The 25,262-nt window shown below is 41.9% G+C and carries 28 protein-coding genes and 2 other annotated features; of the genes, 3 read left to right on the top strand and 25 right to left on the bottom strand.

Annotated features, from left to right (window positions below; genetic code table 11):
* Positions 1-2: 2 nt before the first annotated feature.
* The 4 genes from pheS to CES82_RS04425 form a co-directional block, all read right to left on the bottom strand.
* Positions 3-1,049, bottom strand: a complete 1,047-nt coding sequence (pheS, locus tag CES82_RS04440) for a phenylalanine--tRNA ligase subunit alpha (RefSeq protein ID WP_098824117.1) — start codon at positions 1,047-1,049, stop codon at positions 3-5.
* Positions 1,050-1,092: 43 nt separating this feature from the next.
* Positions 1,093-1,311, bottom strand: a binding site (T-box leader).
* A 20-nt stretch (positions 1,312-1,331) separates the two neighbouring features.
* Positions 1,332-1,715: a winged helix-turn-helix transcriptional regulator gene (locus CES82_RS04435; RefSeq protein WP_098824116.1), complete on the bottom strand. Its 384-nt coding sequence runs from the start codon at positions 1,713-1,715 to the stop codon at positions 1,332-1,334.
* Between the two features lie 25 nt (positions 1,716-1,740).
* Positions 1,741-2,256: an HD domain-containing protein gene (locus CES82_RS04430; RefSeq protein ID WP_098824115.1), complete on the bottom strand. Its 516-nt coding sequence runs from the start codon at positions 2,254-2,256 to the stop codon at positions 1,741-1,743.
* Between the two features lie 92 nt (positions 2,257-2,348).
* Positions 2,349-3,125: a TrmH family RNA methyltransferase gene (locus tag CES82_RS04425; protein WP_098824367.1), complete on the bottom strand. Its 777-nt coding sequence runs from the start codon at positions 3,123-3,125 to the stop codon at positions 2,349-2,351.
* A gap of 68 nt (positions 3,126-3,193) precedes the next feature.
* On the opposite strand from CES82_RS04425, the gene CES82_RS04420 reads away from it, so the two are divergent.
* The gene (locus CES82_RS04420) at positions 3,194-3,466 is read left to right on the top strand and encodes an acylphosphatase (protein WP_225364838.1); all 273 of its coding nucleotides are present in this window, start codon (positions 3,194-3,196) and stop codon (positions 3,464-3,466) included.
* 107 nt (positions 3,467-3,573) lie between these two features.
* Entirely contained in the window at positions 3,574-4,509 is a 936-nt protein-coding gene (yidC, locus tag CES82_RS04415) for a membrane protein insertase YidC (protein WP_098824113.1), read from the top strand.
* Positions 4,510-4,564: 55 nt separating this feature from the next.
* Here yidC and CES82_RS04410 read toward each other — a convergent pair whose 3' ends face one another.
* From CES82_RS04410 to CES82_RS04385, 6 genes are all read right to left on the bottom strand, one after another.
* The gene (locus CES82_RS04410) at positions 4,565-5,512 is read right to left on the bottom strand and encodes a zinc ribbon domain-containing protein (RefSeq protein WP_098824112.1); all 948 of its coding nucleotides are present in this window, start codon (positions 5,510-5,512) and stop codon (positions 4,565-4,567) included.
* A 371-nt stretch (positions 5,513-5,883) separates the two neighbouring features.
* The gene (locus CES82_RS04405; protein ID WP_098824111.1) at positions 5,884-7,128 is read right to left on the bottom strand and encodes an acyltransferase family protein; all 1,245 of its coding nucleotides are present in this window, start codon (positions 7,126-7,128) and stop codon (positions 5,884-5,886) included.
* A gap of 63 nt (positions 7,129-7,191) precedes the next feature.
* Entirely contained in the window at positions 7,192-8,376 is a 1,185-nt protein-coding gene (locus tag CES82_RS04400) for an alpha/beta hydrolase (RefSeq protein ID WP_098824366.1), read from the bottom strand.
* A 139-nt stretch (positions 8,377-8,515) separates the two neighbouring features.
* Positions 8,516-9,730, bottom strand: a complete 1,215-nt coding sequence (locus CES82_RS04395) for an acyltransferase family protein (RefSeq protein WP_098824110.1) — start codon at positions 9,728-9,730, stop codon at positions 8,516-8,518.
* A 199-nt stretch (positions 9,731-9,929) separates the two neighbouring features.
* Positions 9,930-11,636: a HAMP domain-containing sensor histidine kinase gene (locus CES82_RS04390; RefSeq protein WP_098824109.1), complete on the bottom strand. Its 1,707-nt coding sequence runs from the start codon at positions 11,634-11,636 to the stop codon at positions 9,930-9,932.
* Positions 11,633-12,319, bottom strand: coding sequence for a response regulator transcription factor (locus CES82_RS04385; protein ID WP_098824108.1), 687 nt, complete (start codon positions 12,317-12,319; stop codon positions 11,633-11,635). Before CES82_RS04385 ends, CES82_RS04390 begins: the two co-directional genes overlap by 4 nt.
* A gap of 375 nt (positions 12,320-12,694) precedes the next feature.
* Between CES82_RS04385 and adhP the strand changes: the two genes are divergently transcribed.
* A complete protein-coding gene (gene adhP / locus CES82_RS04380) occupies positions 12,695-13,714 on the top strand; it encodes an alcohol dehydrogenase AdhP (protein WP_098824107.1) in 1,020 nt (339 codons plus the stop codon).
* Between the two features lie 280 nt (positions 13,715-13,994).
* Here the strand turns inward: adhP and rpmF are convergent, their stop codons facing one another.
* The 15 genes from rpmF to dnaI form a co-directional block, all read right to left on the bottom strand.
* Positions 13,995-14,174, bottom strand: coding sequence for a 50S ribosomal protein L32 (gene rpmF / locus CES82_RS04375; RefSeq protein ID WP_054655005.1), 180 nt, complete (start codon positions 14,172-14,174; stop codon positions 13,995-13,997).
* A gap of 53 nt (positions 14,175-14,227) precedes the next feature.
* On the bottom strand, positions 14,228-14,785 hold the full coding sequence (locus tag CES82_RS04370) for a DUF177 domain-containing protein (RefSeq protein ID WP_098824106.1): 558 nt from the start codon (positions 14,783-14,785) through the stop codon (positions 14,228-14,230).
* A gap of 134 nt (positions 14,786-14,919) precedes the next feature.
* Positions 14,920-16,056 (bottom strand): nucleotidyltransferase, encoded by a 1,137-nt coding sequence (locus tag CES82_RS04365; protein WP_098824105.1) that lies wholly within the window; start codon positions 16,054-16,056, stop codon positions 14,920-14,922.
* Between the two features lie 30 nt (positions 16,057-16,086).
* Complete coding sequence (locus tag CES82_RS04360) at positions 16,087-16,821, bottom strand: class I SAM-dependent DNA methyltransferase (protein ID WP_098824104.1); 735 nt, start codon at positions 16,819-16,821, stop codon at positions 16,087-16,089.
* Positions 16,818-17,174, bottom strand: a complete 357-nt coding sequence (rsfS, locus tag CES82_RS04355) for a ribosome silencing factor (protein WP_098824103.1) — start codon at positions 17,172-17,174, stop codon at positions 16,818-16,820. Before rsfS ends, CES82_RS04360 begins: the two co-directional genes overlap by 4 nt.
* Positions 17,175-17,186: 12 nt before the next feature.
* Positions 17,187-17,798 (bottom strand): bis(5'-nucleosyl)-tetraphosphatase (symmetrical) YqeK, encoded by a 612-nt coding sequence (yqeK, locus tag CES82_RS04350; RefSeq protein ID WP_098824102.1) that lies wholly within the window; start codon positions 17,796-17,798, stop codon positions 17,187-17,189.
* A complete protein-coding gene (locus CES82_RS04345) occupies positions 17,791-18,423 on the bottom strand; it encodes a nicotinate-nucleotide adenylyltransferase (protein WP_098824101.1) in 633 nt (210 codons plus the stop codon). Before CES82_RS04345 ends, yqeK begins: the two co-directional genes overlap by 8 nt.
* Positions 18,424-18,449: 26 nt before the next feature.
* Positions 18,450-18,764 carry a ribosome assembly RNA-binding protein YhbY gene (gene yhbY, locus CES82_RS04340; RefSeq protein WP_098824100.1) on the bottom strand — a complete coding sequence of 105 codons (315 nt, stop codon included), beginning with the start codon at positions 18,762-18,764 and terminating at the stop codon, positions 18,450-18,452.
* Between the two features lie 12 nt (positions 18,765-18,776).
* Positions 18,777-19,916 carry a ribosome biogenesis GTPase YqeH gene (gene yqeH / locus CES82_RS04335; RefSeq protein ID WP_098824099.1) on the bottom strand — a complete coding sequence of 380 codons (1,140 nt, stop codon included), beginning with the start codon at positions 19,914-19,916 and terminating at the stop codon, positions 18,777-18,779.
* Entirely contained in the window at positions 19,900-20,442 is a 543-nt protein-coding gene (locus tag CES82_RS04330; protein WP_098824098.1) for a YqeG family HAD IIIA-type phosphatase, read from the bottom strand. The genes yqeH and CES82_RS04330 overlap by 17 nt, the downstream gene beginning before the upstream one ends.
* Before the next feature lie 136 nt (positions 20,443-20,578).
* Positions 20,579-20,932, bottom strand: a complete 354-nt coding sequence (rplT, locus tag CES82_RS04325; protein ID WP_098824097.1) for a 50S ribosomal protein L20 — start codon at positions 20,930-20,932, stop codon at positions 20,579-20,581.
* Positions 20,933-21,004: 72 nt separating this feature from the next.
* Complete coding sequence (rpmI, locus tag CES82_RS04320) at positions 21,005-21,202, bottom strand: 50S ribosomal protein L35 (RefSeq protein WP_054654993.1); 198 nt, start codon at positions 21,200-21,202, stop codon at positions 21,005-21,007.
* Positions 21,203-21,232: 30 nt separating this feature from the next.
* Positions 21,233-21,754 carry a translation initiation factor IF-3 gene (gene infC / locus CES82_RS04315; protein WP_098824096.1) on the bottom strand — a complete coding sequence of 174 codons (522 nt, stop codon included), beginning with the start codon at positions 21,752-21,754 and terminating at the stop codon, positions 21,233-21,235.
* Positions 21,755-21,794: 40 nt separating this feature from the next.
* Positions 21,795-21,924 (bottom strand) — a sequence feature (ribosomal protein L20 leader region).
* 114 nt (positions 21,925-22,038) lie between these two features.
* Entirely contained in the window at positions 22,039-23,976 is a 1,938-nt protein-coding gene (thrS, locus tag CES82_RS04310; RefSeq protein ID WP_098824095.1) for a threonine--tRNA ligase, read from the bottom strand.
* A 358-nt stretch (positions 23,977-24,334) separates the two neighbouring features.
* Positions 24,335-25,261 carry a primosomal protein DnaI gene (gene dnaI / locus CES82_RS04305; RefSeq protein ID WP_098824094.1) on the bottom strand — a complete coding sequence of 309 codons (927 nt, stop codon included), beginning with the start codon at positions 25,259-25,261 and terminating at the stop codon, positions 24,335-24,337.
* Position 25,262: the final 1 nt, after the last annotated feature.

The following is a 25,262-nucleotide window of genomic DNA, read 5'->3' as shown; positions in this document are numbered from 1 at the left end:
GATTATCCTTTCTTTGAGAATTGAGTGAGGAAGCGAATATCATTTAAGTAGAAGTTCCTGATATCATCCACACCATATTTCAGCATTGCAAACCGATCAGGACCAAGGCCAAAGGCAAAACCACCGTAAACTTCGGCGTCTACACCAGCCATTTCGAGAACGTTTGGATGAACCATACCGGCTCCTAAAACTTCGATCCAACCAGTGTACTTGCAGACTGCACAGCCCTTACCACCACAGTTAAAGCAGGTAATATCCGCTTCAACTGAAGGTTCAGTAAATGGGAAGTAGCTTGGTCGTAAACGAATGTCAAATCGGTCACCAAAGAGTTCATGTGCAACCAGCTCTAAAGTGCCCTTCAAATCAGCCATAGTGATATGCTTGTCGATCACAATTCCTTCAACTTGATGGAATTGATGTGAATGAGTCGGATCATCGGTATCACGACGGTAAACAACACCTGGTGAAATCATTTTTAAAGGTCCCTGACTAAAGTCGTGCTTTTCTAGCGTTCTCGCTTGCATCGGTGAAGTTTGCGTCCGCATGAGGATCTCTTTTGTAATATAGAACGTATCCTGCATATCACGAGCCGGATGATCTTTGGGCAGGTTCATCATTTCAAAGTTATATTTATCCTCTTCAACTTCAGGACCAGATAAAACTTGGTAGCCCATCCCAATAAACAAGTCCTCAATTTGATCAATAATTTGTTGAATGACGTGAGGCTGGCCTTGAGCAACTGGCTTACCTGGCAACGTCACATCAATTTTTTCGTGCTCTAGCTGCTTATTGAGCATGTCTTTCTTTAATTCATCACGGCGGGTCTCAATGGCACTTTGCAGTTCATCTCTAACACTGTTAGCGAATTGACCAAAACTTGGCCGTTCGTCAGCAGGTAAATCGCGCATTCCTCGCAAAGCCTGCGTAATCGGGCCCTTCTTACCTAACAGTTCCACTCGTAGTGAATCCAGTTTCTTTAGATCGACTACGTCTTTGATGTCTTCTTTTCGTTCTTGCCGGATTTTATCCAGCTGGTCTTTCAGTGTCATGTCTGATCCTCCTTAACAAAATAAAAAAGCTTCGCCCCTAACATAAAGGGACGAAGCTTTCGCGGTACCACCCTTGTTTACTTTAATAAAGTACACTCGGTAATTTGATAACGGTCATCAACCGGAAGATTTTTTGTTACCTGAGTAACGCCCAACCTCTGCTTAAAGAGTGAATTCATTCTTAACAAACTGCGGGTTTCCACCAAACACCCGCTTCTCTATGATTGTGTCGGAAATACTAATCTCTCGTCATTGCATTTTTCAATTTGCACAATCACTAGTTTACAGCGGTTGGTGACATTGGTCAACCTCTGATGTGGTTTGATTGTCACACCATTTTTCCGACCAGCCATGAATTGACCGCATCACGTTTGCTAAATCCTGACCCTTTTCCGTTAACGCATACTCAATCAAAGCTGAGTTACGGTAAGTCTTCCGCATAACGATGCCGTCACTTTCTAATTCCTTCAGGCGTTCAACTAATACCCGATCAGAACACCTACTAACCTTATTGGCGATGTCCTTAAACCGTTGTGGCCCAAGGTTTAATAAAACATCAATAATCAGGCCGTTCCATTTTTTCCCTAAAATTGAAAACGTCCATTCAAACTTCGGACAAAGCTCAAAGTCAATGGCGTCTGTTGTCTTTTCTGCAACTTGATCCATATACGCACCCCTAATCTAATCCAACTTACTTGTCTAATAAATTCAATACACGGTCAACATTACGTTTCCGCCAAGCCATGGCGCGCTTTTTCATCGGTGATAAAAATTCCACAACAGCATCCTTATCATCCACCAAGCTAACAACAACGCTTTCGCGATACTTTGGTAGTGCAGCTGTTGCACCCCACATATGTTTAAGAATAATATCTTTTTCCATAGGGCTAAGTTCCGTTAATTTCTCTGCGTTTCGTAAAGCTACTCGCGGATGAATGAAGGCGTGAGACCCCAAGTTAAACTTGGTTGTCCGCCAATCATAGTAAAATAAATCGTGGAGCAAGCCCGCCCGTGCAGTCGCACGAACGTTTAAATGATGCTTTTTAGCAATTAAATAGCTATCGTAAGAAACGGAGATGGAATGATCTAACCGATTGGAGTGATGATGCTGGGTATAATTAGCCAATTTTTGAACTTCTGGCTTAGCCAACAAATCAGCAACTAAAGCAACGTATTCCGAGTCTTGGCGCCAATCATTTCGTGTCATACAACGCTTCCTTTACTTTTTGTAAGTTTATCTGAGTAAACTATACTGAATATACCATTATATTGCAAGCAAAATACTCTAAAGACAAAGATTTAAGCTAAATTTTGATTTAATTTAAACATTAGTATACCCGCGGCAACCGCAACGTTCAACGATTCAGCTTGACCTTTGATTGGAATGTATAGATTAGTTGTTGTTTGCGTCATTAGTTTTTCAGACATCCCCTGACCTTCATTGCCCAAAATTAAACCAAATTCTGATTGTGGCGTAACCGTACTATAATCTTTGGCCTCCGCATTGAGCGCTGAACCATAAACTGGGATTTTTCTGGCTTCTAAAGCACTTACCCATTCTTCAAGGTTACCGTGAGTGATTTGAATGTGAAATTGACTGCCCTGCATTGCGCGAACAACCTTTGGCGTATACTGGCTAGATGTACCATTACCAAATACAACGCCTCTAAAACCGGCTGCATCTGCCGTTCGCACCATTGTTCCAATGTTACCTGGATCTTGGATACGGTCCAATAACAGCCATGCACCAGTTGCCGTTTCAGGATCAACGTGCTCAGCAGCCAAAATATCCAGAACGGCAAAAATTCCCTGCGGTGTCACCGTATCGGATAGTTTTTTGGCAATCTCATCCGTAATTTCAAACGTTTCAACGTTTTCCGGAAATTGATGTTGATGCAGGTTTAACTGTTCAGCAGTTGCGATGATTTGAACCACCGGCTGTTCAGCTGTAATGGCATCGCCAACTATATGCCAACCTTCTACCAAATACTGATGATACTTTTGATGCCCCTTCTTAGTGGTTAAATGTTGCCATTTTTTAACCTTTGCATTTTGAGTTGATGTAATTTCTTCAATCATGAACTGCCTCTTCTTTCCGATTTTTGATACTATTATATATAGTATCACGATTAGGGAGTGTAATGATGAAATCAGTAACAATTTCAATTCATGGGCGAGTCCAAGGTGTCGGTTTTCGATGGACGACTGCTCATTTAGCTAACCGAATGCACGTCGTAGGCTGGGTCAAAAATGAACTAGATGGATCCGTAACGGTTCGCGCACAGGCTGACGATAATAGTCTAAACGCTTTCATCGAGGCCATAAGACATTCACCAACACCTTACGCCCGAGTAAATGACGTGAAGGTTACTCTTAGTAATATTGAAGACTTTAAGAAATTTACCATTACCGATTGAAAAACCCTTCCATATCAAGTAAGATTTATCTTGTTGTCATCTTTAGAGAACTTCGCTACTATATTATAAATCATGAATTTGTTTAGAAGGGATTTGAGTAATAGTCAATGAAATCAAAAAAGCCTTTACAGTTAGGTCTTGTGGTGGCTGCACTGCTACCACTGCTAAGCGGCTGTGTGCAACGAACCAAGAGCGGTAAGCCATACGGGATCGTGTATGATTACCTTGCTGTTCCAGGACAGCACGTTATGGAATGGTTAGCCAATATGTTAGGCCATTCATACGGTTGGGCCATTATTGTCGTGACTGTGGTCGTTCGAATGGTACTGTTACCACTGATGGTAAGACAGTTACGTAGCTCAACGATTCAGCAAGAAAAAATTGCGGCTATCAAGCCACAAATGACTGAAATTCAAAAACGTCAAAAAGCAGCTACCACTACTGAAGAACAAAACGCTGTTGGTCAAGAAATGATGGCACTTTACCGGGATAACGGTATCAGTATGACTGGTGGAATCGGCTGTTTACCATTGCTGATTCAAATGCCGATTTTTGCAGGATTGTACGCTGCGATTCAATACTCACCAGAACTATCATCATCAACTTTCATGGGTATCCCACTTGGGAAGTCTTCAGTTTTGCTGGCCATACTTTCGTTCTTAGTCTATCTTCTGCAAGGTTACCTCTCGATGATTGGTATGCCCGCTGACCAGAAAAAGACCATGCGGATGACCATGATTGCCAGTCCAGTCATGATTTTGTTCTTCACGATTTCGACCTCTGCTGGCTTAGGTCTCTACTTCTTCATCGGTGGGATTTTCGCCTGTGTCCAAACGCTGATCATTAATCTCTATCGGCCACGGATTCGTCGCGAGATTGAAGCCGAAATGAAAAAGAACCCGCCAAAGGTTGTTAAACCTAGACCGGTAGTTGCTGCAGAAACAACCTCAACTACTAGTGCGAAGTCGACGGTTCAACCAAGTACCGTTTCTCAGGATAACCGTAACCGGAATCGTAACGCCGGTAAGCAACGGCACCATTAATAAACGTGCATCAAACAAAAAACTTTCCTCGTAATTGGGGAAAGTTTTTTTGGTTCTAAATCATTTTTTGCGGGGTAAGCAGATTTTTCACGATGCCCAGTCCATAAAAGATCGCTGCTAACCAAGGCAAGAACGGCATTAAAAACGCGCCAACAGCACTCACTATGGCTCCCGCCGATGTCGCAGTAACGGTATCTTGATACATAGCCACAGCCAATAGAATGGTTAATACAGCGGTGATTACTCCCCACCGCTTGAATTTCTGTCCACCAAAGGGATGGTGAACCATTGATTTGACTAAACCACCAAGAATCATGGCAGTCGCAATGCCTAAAACGCCTAAACTAATGAAATAAACATCAGCAGTGGTTCCTAGGCTAGTTTGATTAAAAATTTGATCAATTTGAATGCCACGCTTACTGATGAGTTGTTTAGCCACTAAATAGCAGACTAAACTAGGAATAATCAAGATACTCCCTGTTTGAAACTCAAGATTAGACTTAAAATGAAAACGACCTGATTTAGCTGGTTTACGAAACTGAGTCTGTTGCGCTGTCGTCTTCGATTGATTCTTGACTACTTGTTCTGGTTCATCAAACTGCTGATCAGCAGGGACGTCTCGGCGTGATGGATGACGTTGTGGGCGTCCAAAAGAATCTTGACCAGTCAATAACGGATACAAATAACTGCTCAGAATAAACAAAGCAAATATTCCCCAGCGCCATTGATTGAATATCAAACTGATCACGTAAATGAATAATAGAAACCAGCCGTTATTAACAATGAACCGACCAACCCGTTTTAAATTTGTTACGTTAGGAATCAATCGTCTCTGCCAAGAATTAGTTACCCGCTGACGCCGATGTAGCTGAGTACTCTCCTCTTCAGCTAAACGTGATGACCTGTGTGTTTCATTTTCAGTTAACTTAAAGCCACAATCCGGGCAGAATGTTGATTCTGTAGGAATTGAGTGGCCACAGCTTGGACAAATCATTGTTGCCATTTTCGTCACTCCGATCTACGAATAGGTCATTGAATCTACAAATACTATAAGCAATTTAAACAGTTGATGAAACTAAAAGACGGAAAATTAAGGGAAACGAAAGAGTCTAACTAGTGACTAAAGGACTGTGACATAAGTCTATATTGATAAAAGTTTTATCTAGTTTCTTTACTGAAAGATAACTAAGAATTTGCTCATGTGCACCACTTTAATCTAGCCTAAATATGCTCCACAACTCGGTAGATTCCGGCCATTTAACCCGAAGAAACGCCATCCCGACAAAAAGCATCGGAATGACGTTTCTTCGGGTTAAATTCTGGAATCTACCGAGTTGTGTCACACGTTCTTCAGTTTAATAGCGATCGTTTTGACTACAACTTATCATTTTCTTGCGGCTTAGCTACTGGTGACTGAATCATGCTTTTCAACTGTTCACCAACCTGAGTGCGCTGAAATTTTTTGTAGGCCATCCCAATTAGTAACGGAACAGCCACCGCTATCAGTGCCTGAACCCAAAACGAACTGACAACCTGGGTAATATCTAAAACATCTAAAACGATTTTGTGCATATACATAATAATTAAAGTGTGATTGCCAGTAACGAACAATGTTTTAGCAATTAATCGAACGGGTGACAACACAATCTTTGCAAATAACTGGGTGAATCCTAATGAATACGCAATTATTCGACTTATCCCAAACACGGTCAGACTACAGAAAATTGGCACAAGGCCAACCATTAAGGCCAATTGAACATGAGTGAAAGGCACGTTTTGATAATAGCCAGAAAATTGATGGCTACGCATAAAAAGCCCAAACGCCAGTCTAAGTGTCTTAAGCTGAATGAACAGCCAGCCTACGATGACGAAAGACGGTAGAAAAACGTACCATTTGGTCAAATAATGTTTCCCAAAGTAAAACATATTGTAGCCAATCAGCATATAAGCCATCACCAACACAGCAACATCCATATCCCAAGGTGCCGTCACCACACCAAACGCTTTAAAACTCGTTAACTGCGTGTAACTGGTAGACCAGTAAACAAAGTAAGCTGCAATAATGAGTTGCAAGGGTTTAAATCGGATAAGACTAATAATGACGGTTGTACCGATAATCCCTAAAATATAAGTTTCTGGATACCAGAAAATAGTGGTGTAATGGGTTAAAGTTTTACCACCGTAAAACAGCTTTAGGACATAAATCAAACTATATGTAATCGACTTATTATGAATAAACTTATATCCAGTAATCAGTAAAAGACCAGCGATAAAATAACTACGTAATAACGGTGTAACGCGTTTTTTTAAAAAGGCAATGACCCTTTGAATATCCCTCAAATTAATGGGCTTTAAGAAAAAACCGGCAATTAAAAAGAATAGCGGCATATGCCACCAATAAAGAAAATCGTACCAAAACCGATTTTCTTTAACGTGCAGAACATAATCTGGCATGTTATGCCCAAAAACCACCGCAATCATGGCAATTCCTTTAGCAATATCCAACCAGATAATTCGTTTCCGCTTCTTTTTGATAGGATGCTGATCAGTCTCCTGATTTGAATCACTGTTACGTTCTAATGATAAAAATTGATGTTTACTATCTAAAGTAGGATTCATAATAAGAAATTATTCACCACCATATACGCTGCCCACCCATAACGGTTAGGTAGTTAGATTAAATTATTTATATAATAAAAAGTCCTTAATTAAATGATTAACTTTCAAATTATTATAATGTAACAAGCTGTGTTGCGCTTTTGGACCAGTAACTTGGCTTTCCTGATAGCCAACTTTGACGTGACTGGTTTTAACTAAATAACCTAAAGATCTGGCACTAGTCGTTGTCACAAGCCCATCACTGTCGGTACCATCTTTCAAATTACCATAAATATTCAAAATATCTAAACCAGCCGGCAGACGATGTTTATACTTTAAAAGATGCTTAAATTCCGCTCGTTCGATTTTCGGACGGCCATTCTTATCTAAAGAATTTTCGCCTACTTGGTCATCCCATAAACGACCAACTTTTGATTTAAATATTGGCTGATCAGGTTTGTGGCGGTCTAAAATACCATTAAACGGCCCCGCAATTGTGACGACACGATGTGGCTTGATCTGAGCAACTTGTTTTGGATGGGTTTCAAAATAATTGATCCAAGCATACGAACCCATCGAATGCCCCACCGCATCATAACTCTTAATATGATATCTCCGATTAAGCCTCGGCATAATCTTTGCTAGCATCGCACTATAGTAAATCTCACCGGCATGATTATTCTTAATGACAATGGGGATAACTACTTTATGACTGGCACTTGGTTGATATTTACCAATGAGGTGGATACGACTAGACCGATCCACATAAACCATTAATTGCTGCTTTGCCAAATGTGTTTGAACGAGGCTGGCCGAAATATACCTCTCTGAGTTATACGAACCGCCAAAACCGTGTAGCAGTAAAATTGGTCGTTTTGAATTCTGTGGCACTTTTGAAGCAGGTTCTTGAATGGACTGCCCATGCGTTGCGGCAACCTGATTTTCGTGTCTCAAACTCTTAATCGCCTGAGACAGCTCTCTTTGAATGCGCATTTCCTGCTTGTGTAACTGATACTGATAAGAAACACCGAATAGTACACAGAAAAACAAAATACCTGATAGTGAGATAAACCACCTTTGTTTTACTAATGAACGACCAATTTTTTTGAGATGGGCAAAGCGGCCCTGCCCCTGAAATTCCCCCTTATCCTTTGATTTTTGCGAAATATTTTCTGCTTTGGTCGGGGTTAAGTGGTAACCGCAATTTGGACAGATAGTAGAACTTTCAGGGATTGATTTACCACAATTTGGGCAAATAATCGTTGCCATTTTTTTCACTCCGATCTGCGAATAGCTTACTAAATATATTACCACTATCCCAAATTTTTGTGTATGATGGCATGAACAGTTAATCTATTTGAAATATCAAAAATTTTGGTAAGAAAAAATAAATTGTAAGCCAGCGATATTAAACCGGTTGTTTGATAACTTCGAATCTACCGGCCTTGGCTAATTGATATTGTTTAAAGAAAACACCAATGATGAGTGGTATTGCAGCAGCAATGAGAACCTGTAACCAATATAAATCGGTCACATGATTCACATCAAGCAGATCCAAAATCATTTTATGCATATACATCATAATGAGCGTATGATTACCAGCCACTGATAAAATCCGGGCAATCAATCTCACCGGAAATAAACCGACTTTTGCCACTGAACGTGTGACCTCCAAAGGATAAGCAACAATCTGACTCACCCCAAAAATCACTAAACAGCACAACACTGGGATGATTCCTACCATTAACGCTAACTCATTGTGACCTAGCGAGAGATGCTGATAAGCACCAGAAAATTGGTGACTACGCATGAACAGTGAGAATGACAGTTTTTGATTTTTCAACTGAAGAAATAGCCAACTAACCGTCAGTAAAGCCGGTAAAAAAATATACCATTTTGTCAGGTACTGTTTACCGAAATAAAACAAGTTGTAACCAATCAGCATATACGCCATTACCAACACAGCAACGTCCATATCCCAAGGTGCTGTCACCACACCAAACGCTTTAAAATTGGTCAATTGCTGATAGCTAGTCGACCAATAAACAAAACTACCCGCAATGATAAGTTGTATCGATTTCAAACGAATAGCACTAATAATAATCGTTGTTCCCATTACACCTAATAGATAAGTTTCTGGATACCAGAATACCGTGGTGTAATCACTTAAAGTTTTGCCGCCATAAAGTAATTTTAAAAGATAAGTCAAACTGTATGTGACAGACGTTTTATGAATCAACATATACGCGATGATAAGCAACAGGCCAGCGAGAAAATAACTAGATAATAATGACCTAACCCTTTTCTTCAAGAAAGTAGTAACCGTTTTAAAATCCAGTAAATTAATCGGTTTTAAGAAAAAACCACCAATTAAAAAGAATAACGGCATATGCCACCAGTAAATAAAATCGTACCAGTACCGATTAGCTTGAACATTGAGAATATAATCGGGCATGTTATGTCCGCAAATGACTGCAAGAATCCCGATTCCTTTGGCAATATCTAACCAAGTTAACCGTTTATGCACCGAATTTTTTGATCGTTGCTTATCAGTTCTGGTATAAACACCAATCATTGAATTAGACGTTAAATAGCGATTTTTTCGATTAATGCTTAAATCCATAACGAGAAGTAACTCACCCCACTAATTATCCGAATTGTTTTTCATCCTTTAGAAATCAGACCAGCCGGTAAACTACCGACCTTTTATCTTCTGCTTTCATTGCATAAATGTGATTGTAGACGACTTAAATTAAACGAACCTAAAAAAGCAGGCTCCTGATTACAGGAACCTGCTTTAATGGTTAATTCGTATGATTTTGTTAATGCGTTGGCTTGGACTCATCATCCTGCGACTCAGAACTATCCGGTTTAGATGGTTCCGAGTTGGTTTGATCACTAGCGCGATAAACGCCTGGGATAGCCAATGAATCAGTTGGGTTAGCGCCTAAATTAGTGGCTAAAGGATCACTAACCGTTCGCTCCTCTTCGTCTTCTTCCTTGGCGTGATCCAGTTGGATCTTGATATCTTCTGAAATCAACGGCAATTCAATCTGAAAAATTGAACCATAGCCAAGTGCACTTTCAATACTAATCTTACCGTGATAAGCCTCTACCAAACGTTTGGCAATGGACAGTCCTAAACCGTTCCCACCTTTATTTCGACTACGAGCCTTATCCACCCGATAAAATCGGTTAAACACTCGTTCACGGTTTTCTTCGGAAAGGCCTTCGCCAAAGTCTTGAACAGCAATTTGAGCAACGTGCCCGCTAGATGATAAGGACAAGTGGATTTCCTTACGTTTAACCGAATATTTAACGGCGTTATCCAGTAAAATAATCAGTACCTGTTCAAGGTGATTCCGGTAAATCTGCGAATAGGCGTGTTTTTTGACGTCGTCATCTAAAATGAACGTAAAGTCTGGATGAATCATCTTAAAATCGTTGAAAACTTGGTTCACAACTTCTTTAATATCGGAAGTTTCGTGATTCATCGTGATTTGAATCTGTTCAGCTCGGGTCAGATCCAGCATTTCGGTAACCAGACTCTGCATCCGCTTGGTTTCCTGCATAGCCGCTGAAAGTGATTCATTCAGCACTTCAGGATCATCTTTCCCCCACCGCTGGAGTAATTCAATATGTCCCTGGATAACGGCAACAGGCGTCCGCAGTTCATGAGAAACATCACCAACAAATTGCTGTTGCTGATCGATATAACGCTGCATCTGATCCAGCATATCATTAAACAACTCGCTTAAATCAGATAGTTCGTCATTTCGACGCGTTTCAGGCACCCGTTCATCAGACTGGGGGTCTGAACGAACTGCCTGCATGGTCTTGTTGAGGTCAATGATTGGTTTTAGCAATAAATCTGCTAAGAAATAACTGAACACAGAAGCTGCGAACACAACCGAAATCACAAGCACAATCAGGATCAACGAGAAACGGTGACGAGCAGCTTTGTACTCTGTCATGGCATTAGCCACTTGTACGTAGCCAAGTAGCTTATGTCCACTCTGACTATAAATTGGTGCTCGTCCAACCAGCCCATCAAAACTGCGGGTCTTTTCCATTTTCATCTCACGTTTTTCCGACAATCGACTATTATCAACGTGCGAATTACGAGAATTAAAAATTTCTTTTTTCTGAGCGTTATAAACAGAAACCCCCGTACTATCACGAGACAAATCTGTGATCACGGAATTTTGATAGATATTTGCGTGATCCGAAACTGATCCGCTGGGTTGATTCAGATTAGGTTGCAAAGCATTACTGACCGAATCAGCCGTAAAATGCCCCTGCAAGGTATCGACTCGGCTAATCACCGTGTCCAGCGTACTGCTGACGTGCGTTCGTTCCTGTTGAAGCAAGACCCCTGATAGGCCTTGAAACATCAACACGGAAAAAACGACAAAGATAACAAAAACGCCGGTTGCACTACCCAGCGCCCACTTCCACTTCATCGATAATCGATGATGCTTTTTTAAAGTTGATTCATTTTTGTTAACTGGGGTATCTGTTTCATTCATGAACGCATCACGTACCCAGTACCACGAACCGTTTGAATGTAACTCTTTTCACCCGGTCGATCAATCTTATTACGTAAGTAACGAACGTATACATCAACCACGTTAGTTTCAACTTCTGATTCGTAGCCCCAAACTTTGTTCAAGAGAACATCGCGGGCAAGGACAACGTTGACGTTTTCCATCAAGGTCAATAGCAGTTCGTATTCACGTTTAGTCAAGTTAATCACTTCATCGCCACGACGAACAACCCGATTTTCCTTTTCAATAGTTAAATCTTTGTAAGTCACCGTGGTTTGCTTAAAGTCTTTTTGTTCGCTTTCAATGTGAATCCGACGAAGCAATGCCCGAACACGCGCTAATAGCTCTTCAATCGCGAAAGGTTTAACAATGTAATCATCAGCACCATGATCAAAACCAGAAACCCGGTCAATAACGGAATCACGGGCGGTCATCATGATAATTGGTGTATTCTTCACTTCACGAATACGGCGAGCAACGTCAATACCGTTAAGTTCAGGTAACATCAAATCCAGTAATATAACGTCAAAATCTTCAGCCAAAGCAGCATCTAAGCCAGTATTACCGTTAAACTGGACCTCGGTATCGTAACCTTCATGCTTTAATTCTAGCTCCACGAAACGGGCTAAGTTCTTTTCATCTTCAATAATTAAAATTCGACTCATTTTTAATGAACTCCTCTTACTTATAATTTTCTTATTTACGTTTAGAAAAAACTTCTGGCACATCGCTAATAGTGTACCATACTGTCAATCAAATTACTTTTCCATCTTACTATATAAATTAAAATTTGGCGAATCTATTCTGATTCATTGAAAAAAATTATCAGTAAAAATACTTAGTGAAAAAATTTTTATCAACAATCAAATTTATAAACAATTCAAAAAATCGCCATGGTACCGGATAATCAAGCTTTCTTATTTGAACATGATTTTTGCAAACATTTGCAATTGCTCAAAAAATCACTTGAACTTTTTGAAACTGTGTGTTTAAATTACATTGTGAAAACATACACACATACGAAAGAGGTAATTGTAAAAATGAAAGCTGCTGTTGTACGCGACCCAGTTGATGGGTATGTAGATATTAAAGATGTCAAGCTTCGTGATTTAAACTATGGTGAAGCCTTAGTTGACGTTGAATACTGTGGCCTGTGCCACACCGACCTTCACGTTGCTGCTGGTGACTTTGGTAAAGTTCCTGGCCGTATCATTGGTCACGAAGGTGTTGGGATCGTTTCTAAACTTGGCGAAGGTGTCGAGAACTTAAAAGTCGGCGATCGTGTATCTATCGCTTGGTTCTTCAAAGGCTGTGGCCACTGTGAATATTGTTTGACTGGCCGCGAAACTCTTTGCCGCAATGTTCAAAACTCTGGTTTCACTGTTGATGGTGCTATGGCACAACAAGTTATTGTTGACGCTAACTACGCTGTTAAAGTACCAGAAGGTTTGGATCCAGTTGAAGCCACTAGTTTAACTTGTGCCGGTGTTACCATGTACAAAGCTCTTAAAGTCGGCGAAACAAAACCAGGCCAATGGGTTGAAGTTGTTGGTGCCGGTGGTTTAGGTAACTTAGCTATCCAATATGCTAAGCACGTCTTTGGCGCACACGTTGTTGCCGTTGATGGTAACCCTGATAAATTGAAAGCTGCTAAAGAAATGGGCGCTGATATCTTAATCAACCGTAAGACCCAAAACGTTTCTGAAGAAATTCAAAAACAAGTCGGTGGCGTTCACAATGCCCAAGTAACAGCTGTTAACGATGCAGCATTCACTCAATCAGTTAATGCGCTTCGTCCAGATGGTCGTTTAGTCGCCGTTGCCCTTCCACAAGGTAACATGGAATTAAACATTGCTAAGACTGTTTTGGATGGCATCCAAGTGGCTGGTTCACTTGTTGGTACCCGTCAAGACTTAGCTGAAACTTTCCAATTTGGTGCTGAAGGTTTGGTACATCCAATCGTTCAGACTCGTCGTTTAAGCGAAATCAATGATATTATTGACGAAATGAAAGCTGGTAAAATCACTGGCCGTATGGTTGTTGACTTTACTAAGGAATAAACTAGTTCAATCTTAATCGAACAAGAGGAACTGGAGATTTAATTATCTCCGGTTCTTTTTTTCGGTACTTAATCACACATCACTAATAGATACAAGTAAGAAACGTCATAATTACCTTGTAAATGCTCATATGCACTATCCTGATGTTTTCCCTACTGACAAGGCTAAACCGTATCAGACAAGCAATTTGACCCTCTTGATTTGATTACCAGGCTATAAATAAACAAAAAAAGAAGCATCCAGAGACCGCGGTTCTCTTGGATGCTTCTTTTTTTATTAACTAGTTGTTAGTCTTAACAACCTGACGACCATCATAGAAGCCGCAGTTAGGGCAAACAACGTGTGATTTACGTAATTCACCACAGTTTGGGCAAGCACTCAAATTAGGTACTTGCAACTTAATGTTTCCTCGACGCATACGTTTCTTCGTCTTAGAAGTCTTACGTGCTGGTACAGCCAATGGAAACACCTCCTTAAATTTAAAATTATCCACTAGTGAAAGATTTTTAAGTCCTACTGTTCATCGTCTTTCGACGAATCATCAAAGAAGTTTTTTAACTTAGCAAGACGTGGATCAACAGTTTTAGAATCTGACTCCTCAGCTTCGCCTTCAATGGTTACCTGCCAGTCTTGACCTTCGGGTAATTCATCTTCAGACTGTTCAGCCTTCGTCAGTACTTGCATCGGAATCTGTAGTAACAGATTGTCAGCAATTGCTTTGTCTACATCAATCACATCGTCCTCTACCACGAGAACCACGTCGGTTTTTTCGTAACGGGTTAAAGCTGCCTGAGAGGCAACGTAAAACTCGGTAACATCAAAATCCGTGGGTAACTCAACCGGTGTAAGTGAACGTGTCGACGGTACCGTCAATGTAGCCGAAACGTGAGTATAAAGCAGCACGTCCCCACCATCTTCAACACTAACCATCCCATTGATGTGAACTGGTGTTACGTCAAGCACTTCGTCAGGATAACGATCCATCAGATCTGCTTTCAAATCCAGGGCTTCATCGAATTTGAGTGGTTCATGCCGGTACTCTTTTTGTAACTCGGATAACGACAACTTCAATTCAGTATCCTCCTAACGCAACTTTATTATTATAACTATGGGTTGTGACGATGTCAAGGGAATTTACATGACACGTTGAAAACAACTTCAAAGTCATCATAAAAAGTTGATCTTATTCAAAACGGACAGGGCAACTATACAATGACGGCATGCTGTAAGCGATCTTGATCAACTTTAGTCAGCATTTGACGCATTAGACCCGCCTGATAATCAAGCCGGTACGGACCATTGATCCAGTCATCCGTCACACGCGATATTAAGGGCAGTTTAGAGCGTTTTTTTACCTGGTTCAGGTACCGCTGCCCCAAGCGGTCAAAACCCAGTACGTGCGCATATCTGACTTCTGTTGGTAGCTCCACCCGATTGACCTGTAACAAAATGTATACACATAATCGTTGCAGTCGCGCATAAGTAAACCGTTTGGTCTTTGCCGCACGCAAAAATTCATCAAAATTAGTGCTGGTTAACGCAGCCTGCTTTAGCCGATACTCAATACCTTCGCTCATTTGGTAAACCTCATGCAGATCAGCCAGCGAAGTTGAAAGTAACTGGTAACGTAAATACGGCCAATAATCGCTCCACGTCACCTGCTGATTTTTTTGAAGTGCGGCTAACGTCTCAGCTGGAACCATACGTGCAACTGACGGCCAGTCACCAGATTGGACGGCATAACGGATCGCTGCTCCACTAGCAACCGTTGCCTCTGAATCAAGTTGCGTCTCCTGGTGGGAACTCCCCCGTCTTTGAATCGGCAAGATTTCCAACGGCCGTTCTAATTGACGATTAGCAGCAACGTAACTAAACCCTAAGATATCGTTTGAAGCGCGCAGATTCATACCCGTCTGTGCCTGCAAGTAATCATTAAACAAGGTGGGATAAGTCTCATCAAATTGCTTAAAATGGCTACTAGCATTCGTTGGCTGATTAGCTACCAAGGTCTCAAAGTCCAAGTCCGGGTGTTCAGCACCGAAAGCAAGCGTCGTACACCCTAACGCTGACAGCAGCTGGATAGCACCCTGAGCAAATAAATGAGCAGGCTGGACCGCAAACTGAAAGGGCAATTCGATAACCAAATCAACACCACCAAGAAGCGCCAGTCTAGTTCGCTGCCACTTGTCTATTAAAGCGGGTTCACCGCGTTGCATCCAGTTACCACTCATTACAACCACCGTCACATCGGCTTGCGACTGCTGCTTAGCCTGTCGCAATTGGTAGGCATGACCGTTATGAAACGGATTATATTCTGCAACAATGCCCAAAACAGTTGCCATCATGCCACCTCCGTAGGATCAAGCTTAATTTTACTTACTGCAAACGAAGAACCAACGCGTTGTATCAGCCTGAATATCAGACTTACCAAAATCAGCACTCACCTTAACCTGCTTAAAACCAGCAGTCTTCAGTAACCGTTGATACGTCGATAGCTCATAGGTTCGTTCATGATGTAACTCAGCCACCTCATCATAAGCATCTTTAGCTTCATTATAGGTAAAGAACGTCAGATCATGGTCAACTGAATGCGGTTCTTCCCCTGTCTCGCTAGACCAGAGAAAGGCACGATCAGCATCACGATAGTTGTACATATAGCCAGGATAAACCCGATCCGTTTGATATGGTGAAATCACGTCAAACAAAAATTGCCCATCATCATCCAGATGACGTGCAACTTGTTCAAATGTCGTTGACAGTGATTCTTCGTTGGGTAAATAACACAGCGAATCAGCGAAACAAGTCACCGTGTGGTACGTTTCCAAATCACTCAAATCAAGCATATTGCCCTCGATTAAGGGTAACGTCACGTCTGCTTCACGCGCATGCTGATCAGCTAAACTTAGCATCTCATCCGAAAGGTCAAAACCACTCACATTATAGCCGTCTTGCGCTAACAATACGGCTAATCGGCCAGCACCACAGGCCAGTTCCAACAGCGGTTGCTGCTTATCAGTGACCTGTTGCTCAACAAAGGACCGCCATTCAAGATACAATTCACTGTCAAACAGCTCATCATACAATTTGGCGAAAGTTTGATAAATCATGCTTCTACCCAGTCATCAACGTTAACTAAGGGTGCTTCTGACCACAATTTTTCCAAATTATAGTGAGCCCGTTCGTCCTTCTGGAAAACGTGCACCATGACATCACCAAGGTCGATTAAAACCCAGCGAGCTGAGTCACGACCCTCAATTCGTTTAACTGGAATATCAGCCTTTTCACATGCTTCTTGAATGTTATCAGTAATCGCTTGTACTTGACGGCCAGAGGTGGCGTCGGTGATCATGAAATAGTCCGTAATCAAACTAACATTCTGCATGTCTAGGGCAACGGTATCTTCCGCCCGCTTATCTGAAGCAGCTTTAACAGCAACTTCTAAAATATCTTTACTATTCATTAAATACCTCCATTAATCTTTCAATCCGCTTTGGGGAACCCAAGCGTTATACGTTTCAATCGTTTTCGGGTAAACTCGTTGATTATTCTCCAACAAGTATAGCAAGGTGTGTTTGGTTTGGTAAGCCACCGCCAGTTCGAGGCTTTGTGAAGTGAGCAACCGTGCTTTTTCCACCCCATCAAAATCACGCGCTGGTTCAATGTAGTCTGCCATATAAATAATTTGCGCTAATTTAGTCATATACCGGTTACCAGTCGTATGATAACGAACAGCATTCAAAATGTCTTCATCATCGATACCCAGCTCGGCCTTGATGAGTTCAGCCCCAACTACCCCATGCCAAATGGCGTTGTTCCAATTAACCAAATCAGTATCTAGCTGATAGTGGTGAATGGCGGCAATAAAGTCCTCATCAGGTCGTTGCTTGGCGTAATCGTGAACTAAACCAGCAATCGAAGCCTTTTCAACCTCGACGCCATACTGTTTTGCCAGTTGAATAGCAGTTTTCTCCACCCGTTGCACGTGGGCAAAACGAGCCGGTTTTAACTGCTCTGAAATTTTGGCCAATAACTGGTCACGACTATCAGTAGTGTAACGGCCAGTATACGATACTTCTTCATTCATGATATAACTGTCGCTCCTTAATATACTTCGCTACTGGATCCTTCACAAAGTATCTGATTGACTGTCCCTGTCTGACTCGGCTGCGAATCATTGAAGAACTAATATCAATCGAGGGGATATCGACCCAGAGAACTGGATACTTAGAGGTTACTGGATAGTCTTCACGACGAACACCAACAAACTGCACCAGTTTAATTAAATCGTCGATTCGATACCATTTTGGCAGGTAATCAACCATATCGGCACCAACAATAAAATAATATTCATTCTCAGGGTGCTTGCGTTTCAATTCCAACATCGTGTCGTAGGTATAACTGATACCACCCCGCTGAACCTCAGCCAGTTCGATACCAAAATTGGGATTGTCCGCAATACTGTCTGCTACCATCTTAACGCGGTCGGCAGCGTCAATGGCTACTTTCCGGTCAACGTGTGGTGGATTGGCATCCGGCATGAACAAAACGCGATCAAGTCCCAACTGCGTCATGACTTGGTCCGCCATGATCAAATGCCCAATGTGGGGTGGATTGAACGTTCCGCCGAGAATACCAATTCTTTTTTTCTTGATAGTGGCTGCCAGCTGTTCAACAACCTGTGTCTTCGTCTGTTCAACTACCTTAACCATCGTGATTTCCCCTTATTTCAAAATGATTATGCTAATTTTGCTACTTGTAATGAAAGATCTTGATATTTTTCTTCAGATGCTGGCTGGAATAAAACCAGTACCCGACCAATGGTTTGGACAACCTGAATCTGAGTGTTGTCTTCAATGTAAGCCTGAACTTCGTCAACCGTTTCGTCAGCACTTTGCTGAAGATTGATTTTGATGAGTTCGCGCTTTTGAAGCGCACCATCTAATTGAGCTAACCAGGTTTGGTTAAGCCCGTTTTTGCCAACCGAAAAGATTGGGTTCAAATGGTGTGCTTGGGCACGTAAAAACCGTTTTTGTTTACCTTTTAAATTCAAATTAATTTCTCCTTATATCATTGCTCGACGAACCACAACACCAACACCTTTAGGCGCATAGCCGGCAACGACTACACCAGCAGGTACGGTGATCCAACCAAGCCCTTCAAACACTAAATCACTTTTGTCAGTAATCTTAAATTCGTGTCTTTCTAAAGGCGGCAGATCATTATCTGGGCTTTCAGGTGGTGTCAACAAATCGCCAACGTGTTTACTGTAAAAGTTATCCGCATTTTCCAGCTTAGTCCGATGCAACGGTAAGTTGTTTTCAACGTACACCGTAAAACCATGTTTAGGGCCAGAAACATAATCAAAACGCGCAACACCAGCTAAGAAAATGGTTTGCTGATCATTTAACTGATAAACTTTTGGCTTGATTTGCTTTTGTGGTGTCACAATTTTTAATTCTTTACCCGATAAGTAATGGGCCATCTGTGATGGATGGATAATTCCTGGCGTATCCACTAACACGTGATCGTCATCCAATGGAATCTCGATCTTGTCTAACGTAGTACCTGGGAAACGGGACGTGGTGATCACGTCCTTAGCCCCAGTACTGCGACGAATAATTTGATTGATCAGTGTTGACTTCCCAACATTAGTAACACCAACGATGTAGACATCGCGGTTATCACGGTGTTTTTCAACTTTATCCAAAAATTGGTCCACTGATTGATTCGTTTTAGCTGATAACAAGGAAACATCGATTGGGCGAATTCCCTGTTCATTAGCGCGTTGACGTAACCAATCACGCAGTTTTGAACGTCGCAGAGAACTTGGCAGCAAATCTTCTTTATTACCCACTAACATTACGGGATTATCACCAACAAAGCGGTGCAGTCCTGGAATGATTGAGCCGTTGAAATCAAAAATATCAACAACATAGACGATCAACGCATTTGCATCACGAATTTGAGTCAGCAGACGCAGAAAATCATCATCCGTCAGACCAACCGGTACGATTTCATTGTAGTGTCGCAGTCTAAAGCAACGCTGACAGTATAATTCACCCGTTTCCAACCCTTTATCTAAGGCTGATTTCGGCGTGTAACCAGGCTTGTTTTTATCCGTGGTCTGAATCTGTGCACCACAGCCAATACAAAACACGGCTTCACCGTCAACTAATACTTCATCTTTATTTGTTTCGCTCATTGATTAAGTCCTTTCGAAACTTGAGTTCTGGATGTCTTTTACGGATTGCGTGCATCACAAATCGTTCGAAAAACCGATTGATTTTGGTGTTCCACGCATCGCTTTCAATAATTGGTTTGACCAAGATACTAGAGATGCCACTGAAGTTTGCTGCAGCCACATCCGTCAATAACTGATCACCAACCATCACAACTTCATTTTTACCAACATGGTATTGACGCATCGCCCGCCGAATACCACCCGAAAATGGTTTAAGCGCGCGTGAAATAAAGGGAAGCTGCAAAGTCGCCACCGCCTTTTTAACCCGCCGGTGAGAATTGTTCGACACAACCACCAACTGGATGTTCTCACGTTCTAGTGACATCATCCAGTCCCTGAGTTCTTCCGTCCCATAAGGATTATTCCATGCAATGAGGGTATTATCAAGATCCGTCAAAACAACTTTGATCCCCAACCGTTTTAATTGTTCGGGGTTAATGTCATAAGTTGCGTCGATCATCCAAGTTGGTGTAAATTGCGCTAACATTTACTAACTCCTTTATCCTATACTGAGGTTATATTATACGAGATTTTAGCCAACATTACTATGATTATGGCGTATCTCTACTGAATCAAACAAAAACGAGGTTGGAAGTCTTCATCCAGCCTCGTTTAGGTTTAAATTATAATGCCTTTTTTGCTTCGTCAGCTAATGCCTTGAAAGCATCAGCATCATTAACAGCTAAGTCAGCCAGCATCTTACGGTTAACTTCAACGTTAGCTTGCTTCAAGCCAAACATCATCTTGCTGTAGCTTAAACCGTTTAAACGGGCTGCAGCGTTGATCCGTGCGATCCAAAGACGACGGAAGTTACGCTTGTTGGCCTTACGATCACGATAAGCGTATTCGCGGCCCTTCATTACTTGGTCCTTAGCAACCTTAAACAAACGGTGCTTTGAACCACGGTAACCTTTAGCTAATTTAAGAATCTTTTTGTGACGTGCGCGTGTTACTGTTCCACCTTTTACTCGTGGCATATTGAATTCCTCCTACTAATACTTACGGTTATCATCGTTTTAACAGATTAATTTTTGAAACAGCTTAGCGAATTACTTTTGCAGTAATTGACGATAAGTTTTCTTAATCGTGTTTGATTTCATCATTGAAGTCCCACGTAATTGACGACGTTGCTTCTTAGTCTTACCGTGGAAACGGTGACTCGTGTAAGCATTCGCACTCTTAATGCCGCCCTTAGCAGTTACTTTGAAACGCTTGGCACTGGCGCGGTTTGTCTTCATCTTTGGCATAATCGAAAATCCTCCTCAAATACTAAACAACTAGTCTTCTTTTTTTGGTGCAAGCATCAAAAACATGCTCCGTCCGTCCATCTTAGGACGTTGTTCAACGGTCGCAAAATCGCTTGTTTCTTCAGCCATCCGGTTCAAAACTTGGCGGCCAATATCTTTATGAGTAATTGCCCGACCCTTGAACCGAATTGAAACCCGAACTTTTTCGCCCTTGCTTAAGAACTTCTTAGCGTTCTTAAGTTTCGTATTGAAATCGTTCGTATCAATTGATGGACTTAAGCGAACTTCCTTAACGCTAACGACCTTTTGCTTCTTACGAGCTTCACGCTGCTTCTTTTGCATCTCGAACCGATACTTCCCGTAATCCATGATCCGGGCAACCGGTGGCTTCGCTTTCGCTGCCACCAAAACAAGATCCAAGTCCGCATCTTCAGCCAGTTGAAGCGCATCTCGCTTACTCTTAATGCCCAGTTGTTCGCCATTATTACCGATCAACCGTACTTCACGAGCGCGGATTCCTTCGTTAACCATCATATCGTTTGCTATGGTCATTCACCTCCGAGTGATTTTGAAAACAATGAAACGTAAGTCTTACCCAAACAAATAACGGGCACGCAATGCGCACCCGTTAAATATCCAAACCTTCTCAGGCTCGGTTTATTTACGTATCGGCCAGGCAGCGTTAACCACGAGGCGAGAAGCGGGTGCTTCTACTTACATTTTTTCAACTCCACTAATATACCATGACACGATACATTAGTCAAATCACTTGGCTTTAAGCTCACGAATAATAAGTATAGCCTATTTAATTCATGTGTCAAGCCACTTTTAACAATCTAGTTATTACTGTAATTAGCAATATCCTTCAAAATTTCGGTTTCGAAATCATCGGCACTCATAGACTTGCTGTCTTGTTCACCGTACTTACGAACACTGACGGCCTTATCAGCGACTTCTTGATCACCAACAACCAACGTATATGGAATCTTGTGAGTTTGCGCATCACGGATCAAGTAGTTCATCTTTTCACCACGGTGGTCAACTTCGGCACGAACGCCAGCAGCCAGCAATTGTTTGCTTAAACTCTCAGCATATTCACCATGCTTATCATCACTAACTGGGATGATCTTAACTTGCTTTGGCGCTAACCAAGTTGGGAAAGCACCCTTGTAAATTTCAGTCAAGTAAGCGATAAACCGTTCCATAGTACCAACGATCCCACGGTGAATCATAACTGGACGGTGATCTTCACCATCGGCACCGACGTACTTCAAATCGAAGCGGTCTGGCAACATGAAGTCTAATTGAATGGTTGACATCGTTTCGTCGTTACCTAAAGCAGTCTTAGTTTGGATATCCAACTTAGGACCGTAGAAAGCAGCTTCACCTTCAGCTTCGTAGTAGTCCAAGCCAAGGTCATCCATGGCACCCTTCAACATGGTTTGGCTACGGTTCCACATTTCGTCATCATCGAAGTACTTTTCTGTATTCTCAGGGTCACGATATGAAAGACGGAAGCTGTAATCGTTGATGTTAAAGTCCTTGTAAACGTCCATGATCAACCGCAAGATCTTCTTGAATTCGTCTTGAACTTGATCCAAGGCAACGAAGGTGTGACCATCGTTCAAAGTCATTTCACGAACACGTTGCAAACCTGATAAGGCACCTGATTTTTCGTAACGGTGCATCATCCCTAATTCAGCGATCCGTAATGGCAATTCACGGTATGAACGAATGTGGTGGTTATAAATTTGAATATGGCTTGGGCAATTCATTGGCCGTAATTCAAGCATTTCGCCATCGCCCATGTCCATTGGTGGGAACATGTCTTCGCGGTAGTGAGCCCAGTGACCTGAAGTCTTGTAAAGGTCAAGGTTAGCAAGAACTGGTGTGTAAACGTGCTTGTAGCCGTCAGCCACTTCCTTGTCGATGATGTAACGTTCGATGGTACGACGAATGGTAGCACCGTTTGGCATCCAGTATGGTAAACCGGCACCAACTTTAGGATCAACGAAGAACAAGTCCAGATCGTTACCAATCACACGGTGATCATGTTCGCGGGCTTCTTGACGAGCTTGTAGATCAGCATCAAGATCAGCTTGCTTGTAGAATGCGGTACCGTAGATCCGTTGTAGCATTGGGTTAGATGACTTACCTTCAAAGTAAGCACCGGCAACTGATAACAGACGGAAGAACTTGATGTCACCAGTATTAGCGAAACTAACACCACTAGCTAAGACAGAAACGCCATCAATTTCGTAAAATGGAAATTCTTCTTCATCGCTGTCTTCAACAAGCTTGGCTTCGTATGAAGTACCTTCAAGCTTCTTCAAGGCATCTGCTTTGCTTAAGCGAACGTGCTTAATCGCCAATTTTTGGTTGATGAATGCTTGTACTTTGTCAGAAATAGCTGGTAATGAATCAACACTGACCTGGCCGTCTTCCTTATCGGTATCAACGTAAAAGCCGTTTTCATCGCCGACTTCTTCACCAAATTGAATTGATGGAAAGCTTTCCTTTAAAGCAACCTTAGTTAGTAAGGCAACGGATTGACGTAATACAGCCAAACCATCTTCGCTGTCCTTTGTGACGATTTCAATCTTGCCATCGTGCTTCAAAGGTGCGTTTAAATCAATCAATTTACCGTCTAACTTACCTGCAACAGCCTTTTTAGCTAAACTAATAGCGATGGACTGTGCGACGTCTTTGGTAGTTGCTTCGGCATCAAACTGTTTCTTTTTACCATCTGGGAATTCAATCGTAATATCTGCCATTCTACTCTTCTCCTTATATATTCATTACTTTAAACATTGAAAGCCACCGAACCGTGAAACTAAAAAATCCCGGCATGCACATTACTGTACATACCGGGACGTCTCTACGCGGTTCCACCCGAAATTCATCTGATTCACACTGCGAACCAAACCTTCATTCAGTGATAACGGGACAGCCGATGCGATATTATCCATCGCACATTCGAGAAAGTGGTAACTCAATATCGCTCACAAAGCACTTCCAGAAGTGGTGCTTCTCTCTTGGAGAGTTCAATTAAATCTTGTCTTTCAAACATTTAAAATTCTTTGAATTTGATTACAATTCACATTAAACCACTTTGAAAAATAAGTGTCAACACTATTTTTGCCGACGGTTCTCACCAATCATCTCAATTTCTTGAGCCAAGAAGCGAATCCGCTCCATCAGACGCTTAGCTTTTAAAGGCTCTACATCACCCTTTTGCGTCTCTGCTAAATGCTCAGTTTCTAACTGCTGCATCGAGAAATTAGACGAAAAGAAAGTTGGTAATTCATTTTGCATCCGATATTCCAAAATCACGCCGAGAATATCATCGCGTACCCAAGCGGACATCGCATCCGCGCCAATATCATCGATCATCAAGATCTGCGCCTGCTTAACATCGTCTAGACGACCAGCAACTTGATTACTAGCAATGGCATTCTTCATTTCCACCGCAAAACTCGGAAAATGCACTAGGGTTGTTTTCACGCCCATATCAGCTAGTTGATTGGCAATAGCCCCGAGTAAATAAGTCTTACCCACGCCAAAACTGCCATACAGGTAGAGTCCCTGGTGGAAATGCTTCGAATCTTTCGAATACGCCTCAATAAACGCCACTGCAGCTTGTAGTGCCTGCGCTCGATCGGGGTCGTTGATAAAATGATCAAACGTCGCATTCTTAATCAGTTTCGGCATCATAATGGCATTGACTCTTCGTTTCAAAGCAGCCTGCTTCAGCTTTGCTTTTTGAGCATCGGTTGGCTGATACGACACTTCCACCAAGTGGTCATTTAAAACCAGCTTAGGTTCATATCCTGGGGCAAAAGTCGTTTCACCAGCCGCCAATTTATTGCGTTCGTTAACGTATTCGTATAATTTGGCCGATGAACGGTCAATCTGTTCGGCGTTTAACTGATCAGCATTGGCCTTTAAAAATGCCTGAACATCAGCATCTTGATACACACTATTCATCAGTTTTTGGTAATTAGCATTAAGTTGGTGTTGGTCCATATAACGTTTCATAGACTCGCTGATATTTTCCATA

The organism is Secundilactobacillus silagincola, assembly GCF_002583405.1.
Lineage (GTDB): Bacteria > Bacillota > Bacilli > Lactobacillales > Lactobacillaceae > Secundilactobacillus > Secundilactobacillus silagincola.
This window is presented reverse-complemented; position numbering and strand designations above follow the sequence as displayed.

What these genes read in the sequence shown, in the direction of transcription:
- pheS (WP_098824117.1), bottom strand. Translation starts at nt 1,049, where the DNA reads ATGACACTGAAAGACCAGCTGGATAAAATCCGGCAAGAACGAAAAGAA.
- CES82_RS04435 (WP_098824116.1), bottom strand. Translation starts at nt 1,715, where the DNA reads ATGGATCAAGTTGCAGAAAAGACAACAGACGCCATTGACTTTGAGCTT.
- CES82_RS04430 (WP_098824115.1), bottom strand. Translation starts at nt 2,256, where the DNA reads ATGACACGAAATGATTGGCGCCAAGACTCGGAATACGTTGCTTTAGTT.
- CES82_RS04420 (WP_225364838.1), top strand. Translation starts at nt 3,194, where the DNA reads ATGAAATCAGTAACAATTTCAATTCATGGGCGAGTCCAAGGTGTCGGT.
- yidC (WP_098824113.1), top strand. Translation starts at nt 3,574, where the DNA reads ATGAAATCAAAAAAGCCTTTACAGTTAGGTCTTGTGGTGGCTGCACTG.
- CES82_RS04410 (WP_098824112.1), bottom strand. Translation starts at nt 5,512, where the DNA reads ATGGCAACAATGATTTGTCCAAGCTGTGGCCACTCAATTCCTACAGAA.
- CES82_RS04405 (WP_098824111.1), bottom strand. Translation starts at nt 7,128, where the DNA reads ATGAATCCTACTTTAGATAGTAAACATCAATTTTTATCATTAGAACGT.
- CES82_RS04400 (WP_098824366.1), bottom strand. Translation starts at nt 8,376, where the DNA reads ATGGCAACGATTATTTGCCCAAATTGTGGTAAATCAATCCCTGAAAGT.
- CES82_RS04395 (WP_098824110.1), bottom strand. Translation starts at nt 9,730, where the DNA reads ATGGATTTAAGCATTAATCGAAAAAATCGCTATTTAACGTCTAATTCA.
- CES82_RS04390 (WP_098824109.1), bottom strand. Translation starts at nt 11,636, where the DNA reads ATGAATGAAACAGATACCCCAGTTAACAAAAATGAATCAACTTTAAAA.
- CES82_RS04385 (WP_098824108.1), bottom strand. Translation starts at nt 12,319, where the DNA reads ATGAGTCGAATTTTAATTATTGAAGATGAAAAGAACTTAGCCCGTTTC.
- adhP (WP_098824107.1), top strand. Translation starts at nt 12,695, where the DNA reads ATGAAAGCTGCTGTTGTACGCGACCCAGTTGATGGGTATGTAGATATT.
- CES82_RS04365 (WP_098824105.1), bottom strand. Translation starts at nt 16,056, where the DNA reads ATGGCAACTGTTTTGGGCATTGTTGCAGAATATAATCCGTTTCATAAC.
- CES82_RS04360 (WP_098824104.1), bottom strand. Translation starts at nt 16,821, where the DNA reads ATGATTTATCAAACTTTCGCCAAATTGTATGATGAGCTGTTTGACAGT.
- rsfS (WP_098824103.1), bottom strand. Translation starts at nt 17,174, where the DNA reads ATGAATAGTAAAGATATTTTAGAAGTTGCTGTTAAAGCTGCTTCAGAT.
- yqeK (WP_098824102.1), bottom strand. Translation starts at nt 17,798, where the DNA reads ATGAATGAAGAAGTATCGTATACTGGCCGTTACACTACTGATAGTCGT.
- CES82_RS04345 (WP_098824101.1), bottom strand. Translation starts at nt 18,423, where the DNA reads ATGGTTAAGGTAGTTGAACAGACGAAGACACAGGTTGTTGAACAGCTG.
- yqeH (WP_098824099.1), bottom strand. Translation starts at nt 19,916, where the DNA reads ATGAGCGAAACAAATAAAGATGAAGTATTAGTTGACGGTGAAGCCGTG.
- CES82_RS04330 (WP_098824098.1), bottom strand. Translation starts at nt 20,442, where the DNA reads ATGTTAGCGCAATTTACACCAACTTGGATGATCGACGCAACTTATGAC.
- rplT (WP_098824097.1), bottom strand. Translation starts at nt 20,932, where the DNA reads ATGCCACGAGTAAAAGGTGGAACAGTAACACGCGCACGTCACAAAAAG.
- rpmI (WP_054654993.1), bottom strand. Translation starts at nt 21,202, where the DNA reads ATGCCAAAGATGAAGACAAACCGCGCCAGTGCCAAGCGTTTCAAAGTA.
- infC (WP_098824096.1), bottom strand. Translation starts at nt 21,754, where the DNA reads ATGACCATAGCAAACGATATGATGGTTAACGAAGGAATCCGCGCTCGT.
- thrS (WP_098824095.1), bottom strand. Translation starts at nt 23,976, where the DNA reads ATGGCAGATATTACGATTGAATTCCCAGATGGTAAAAAGAAACAGTTT.
- dnaI (WP_098824094.1), bottom strand. Translation starts at nt 25,261, where the DNA reads ATGGAAAATATCAGCGAGTCTATGAAACGTTATATGGACCAACACCAA.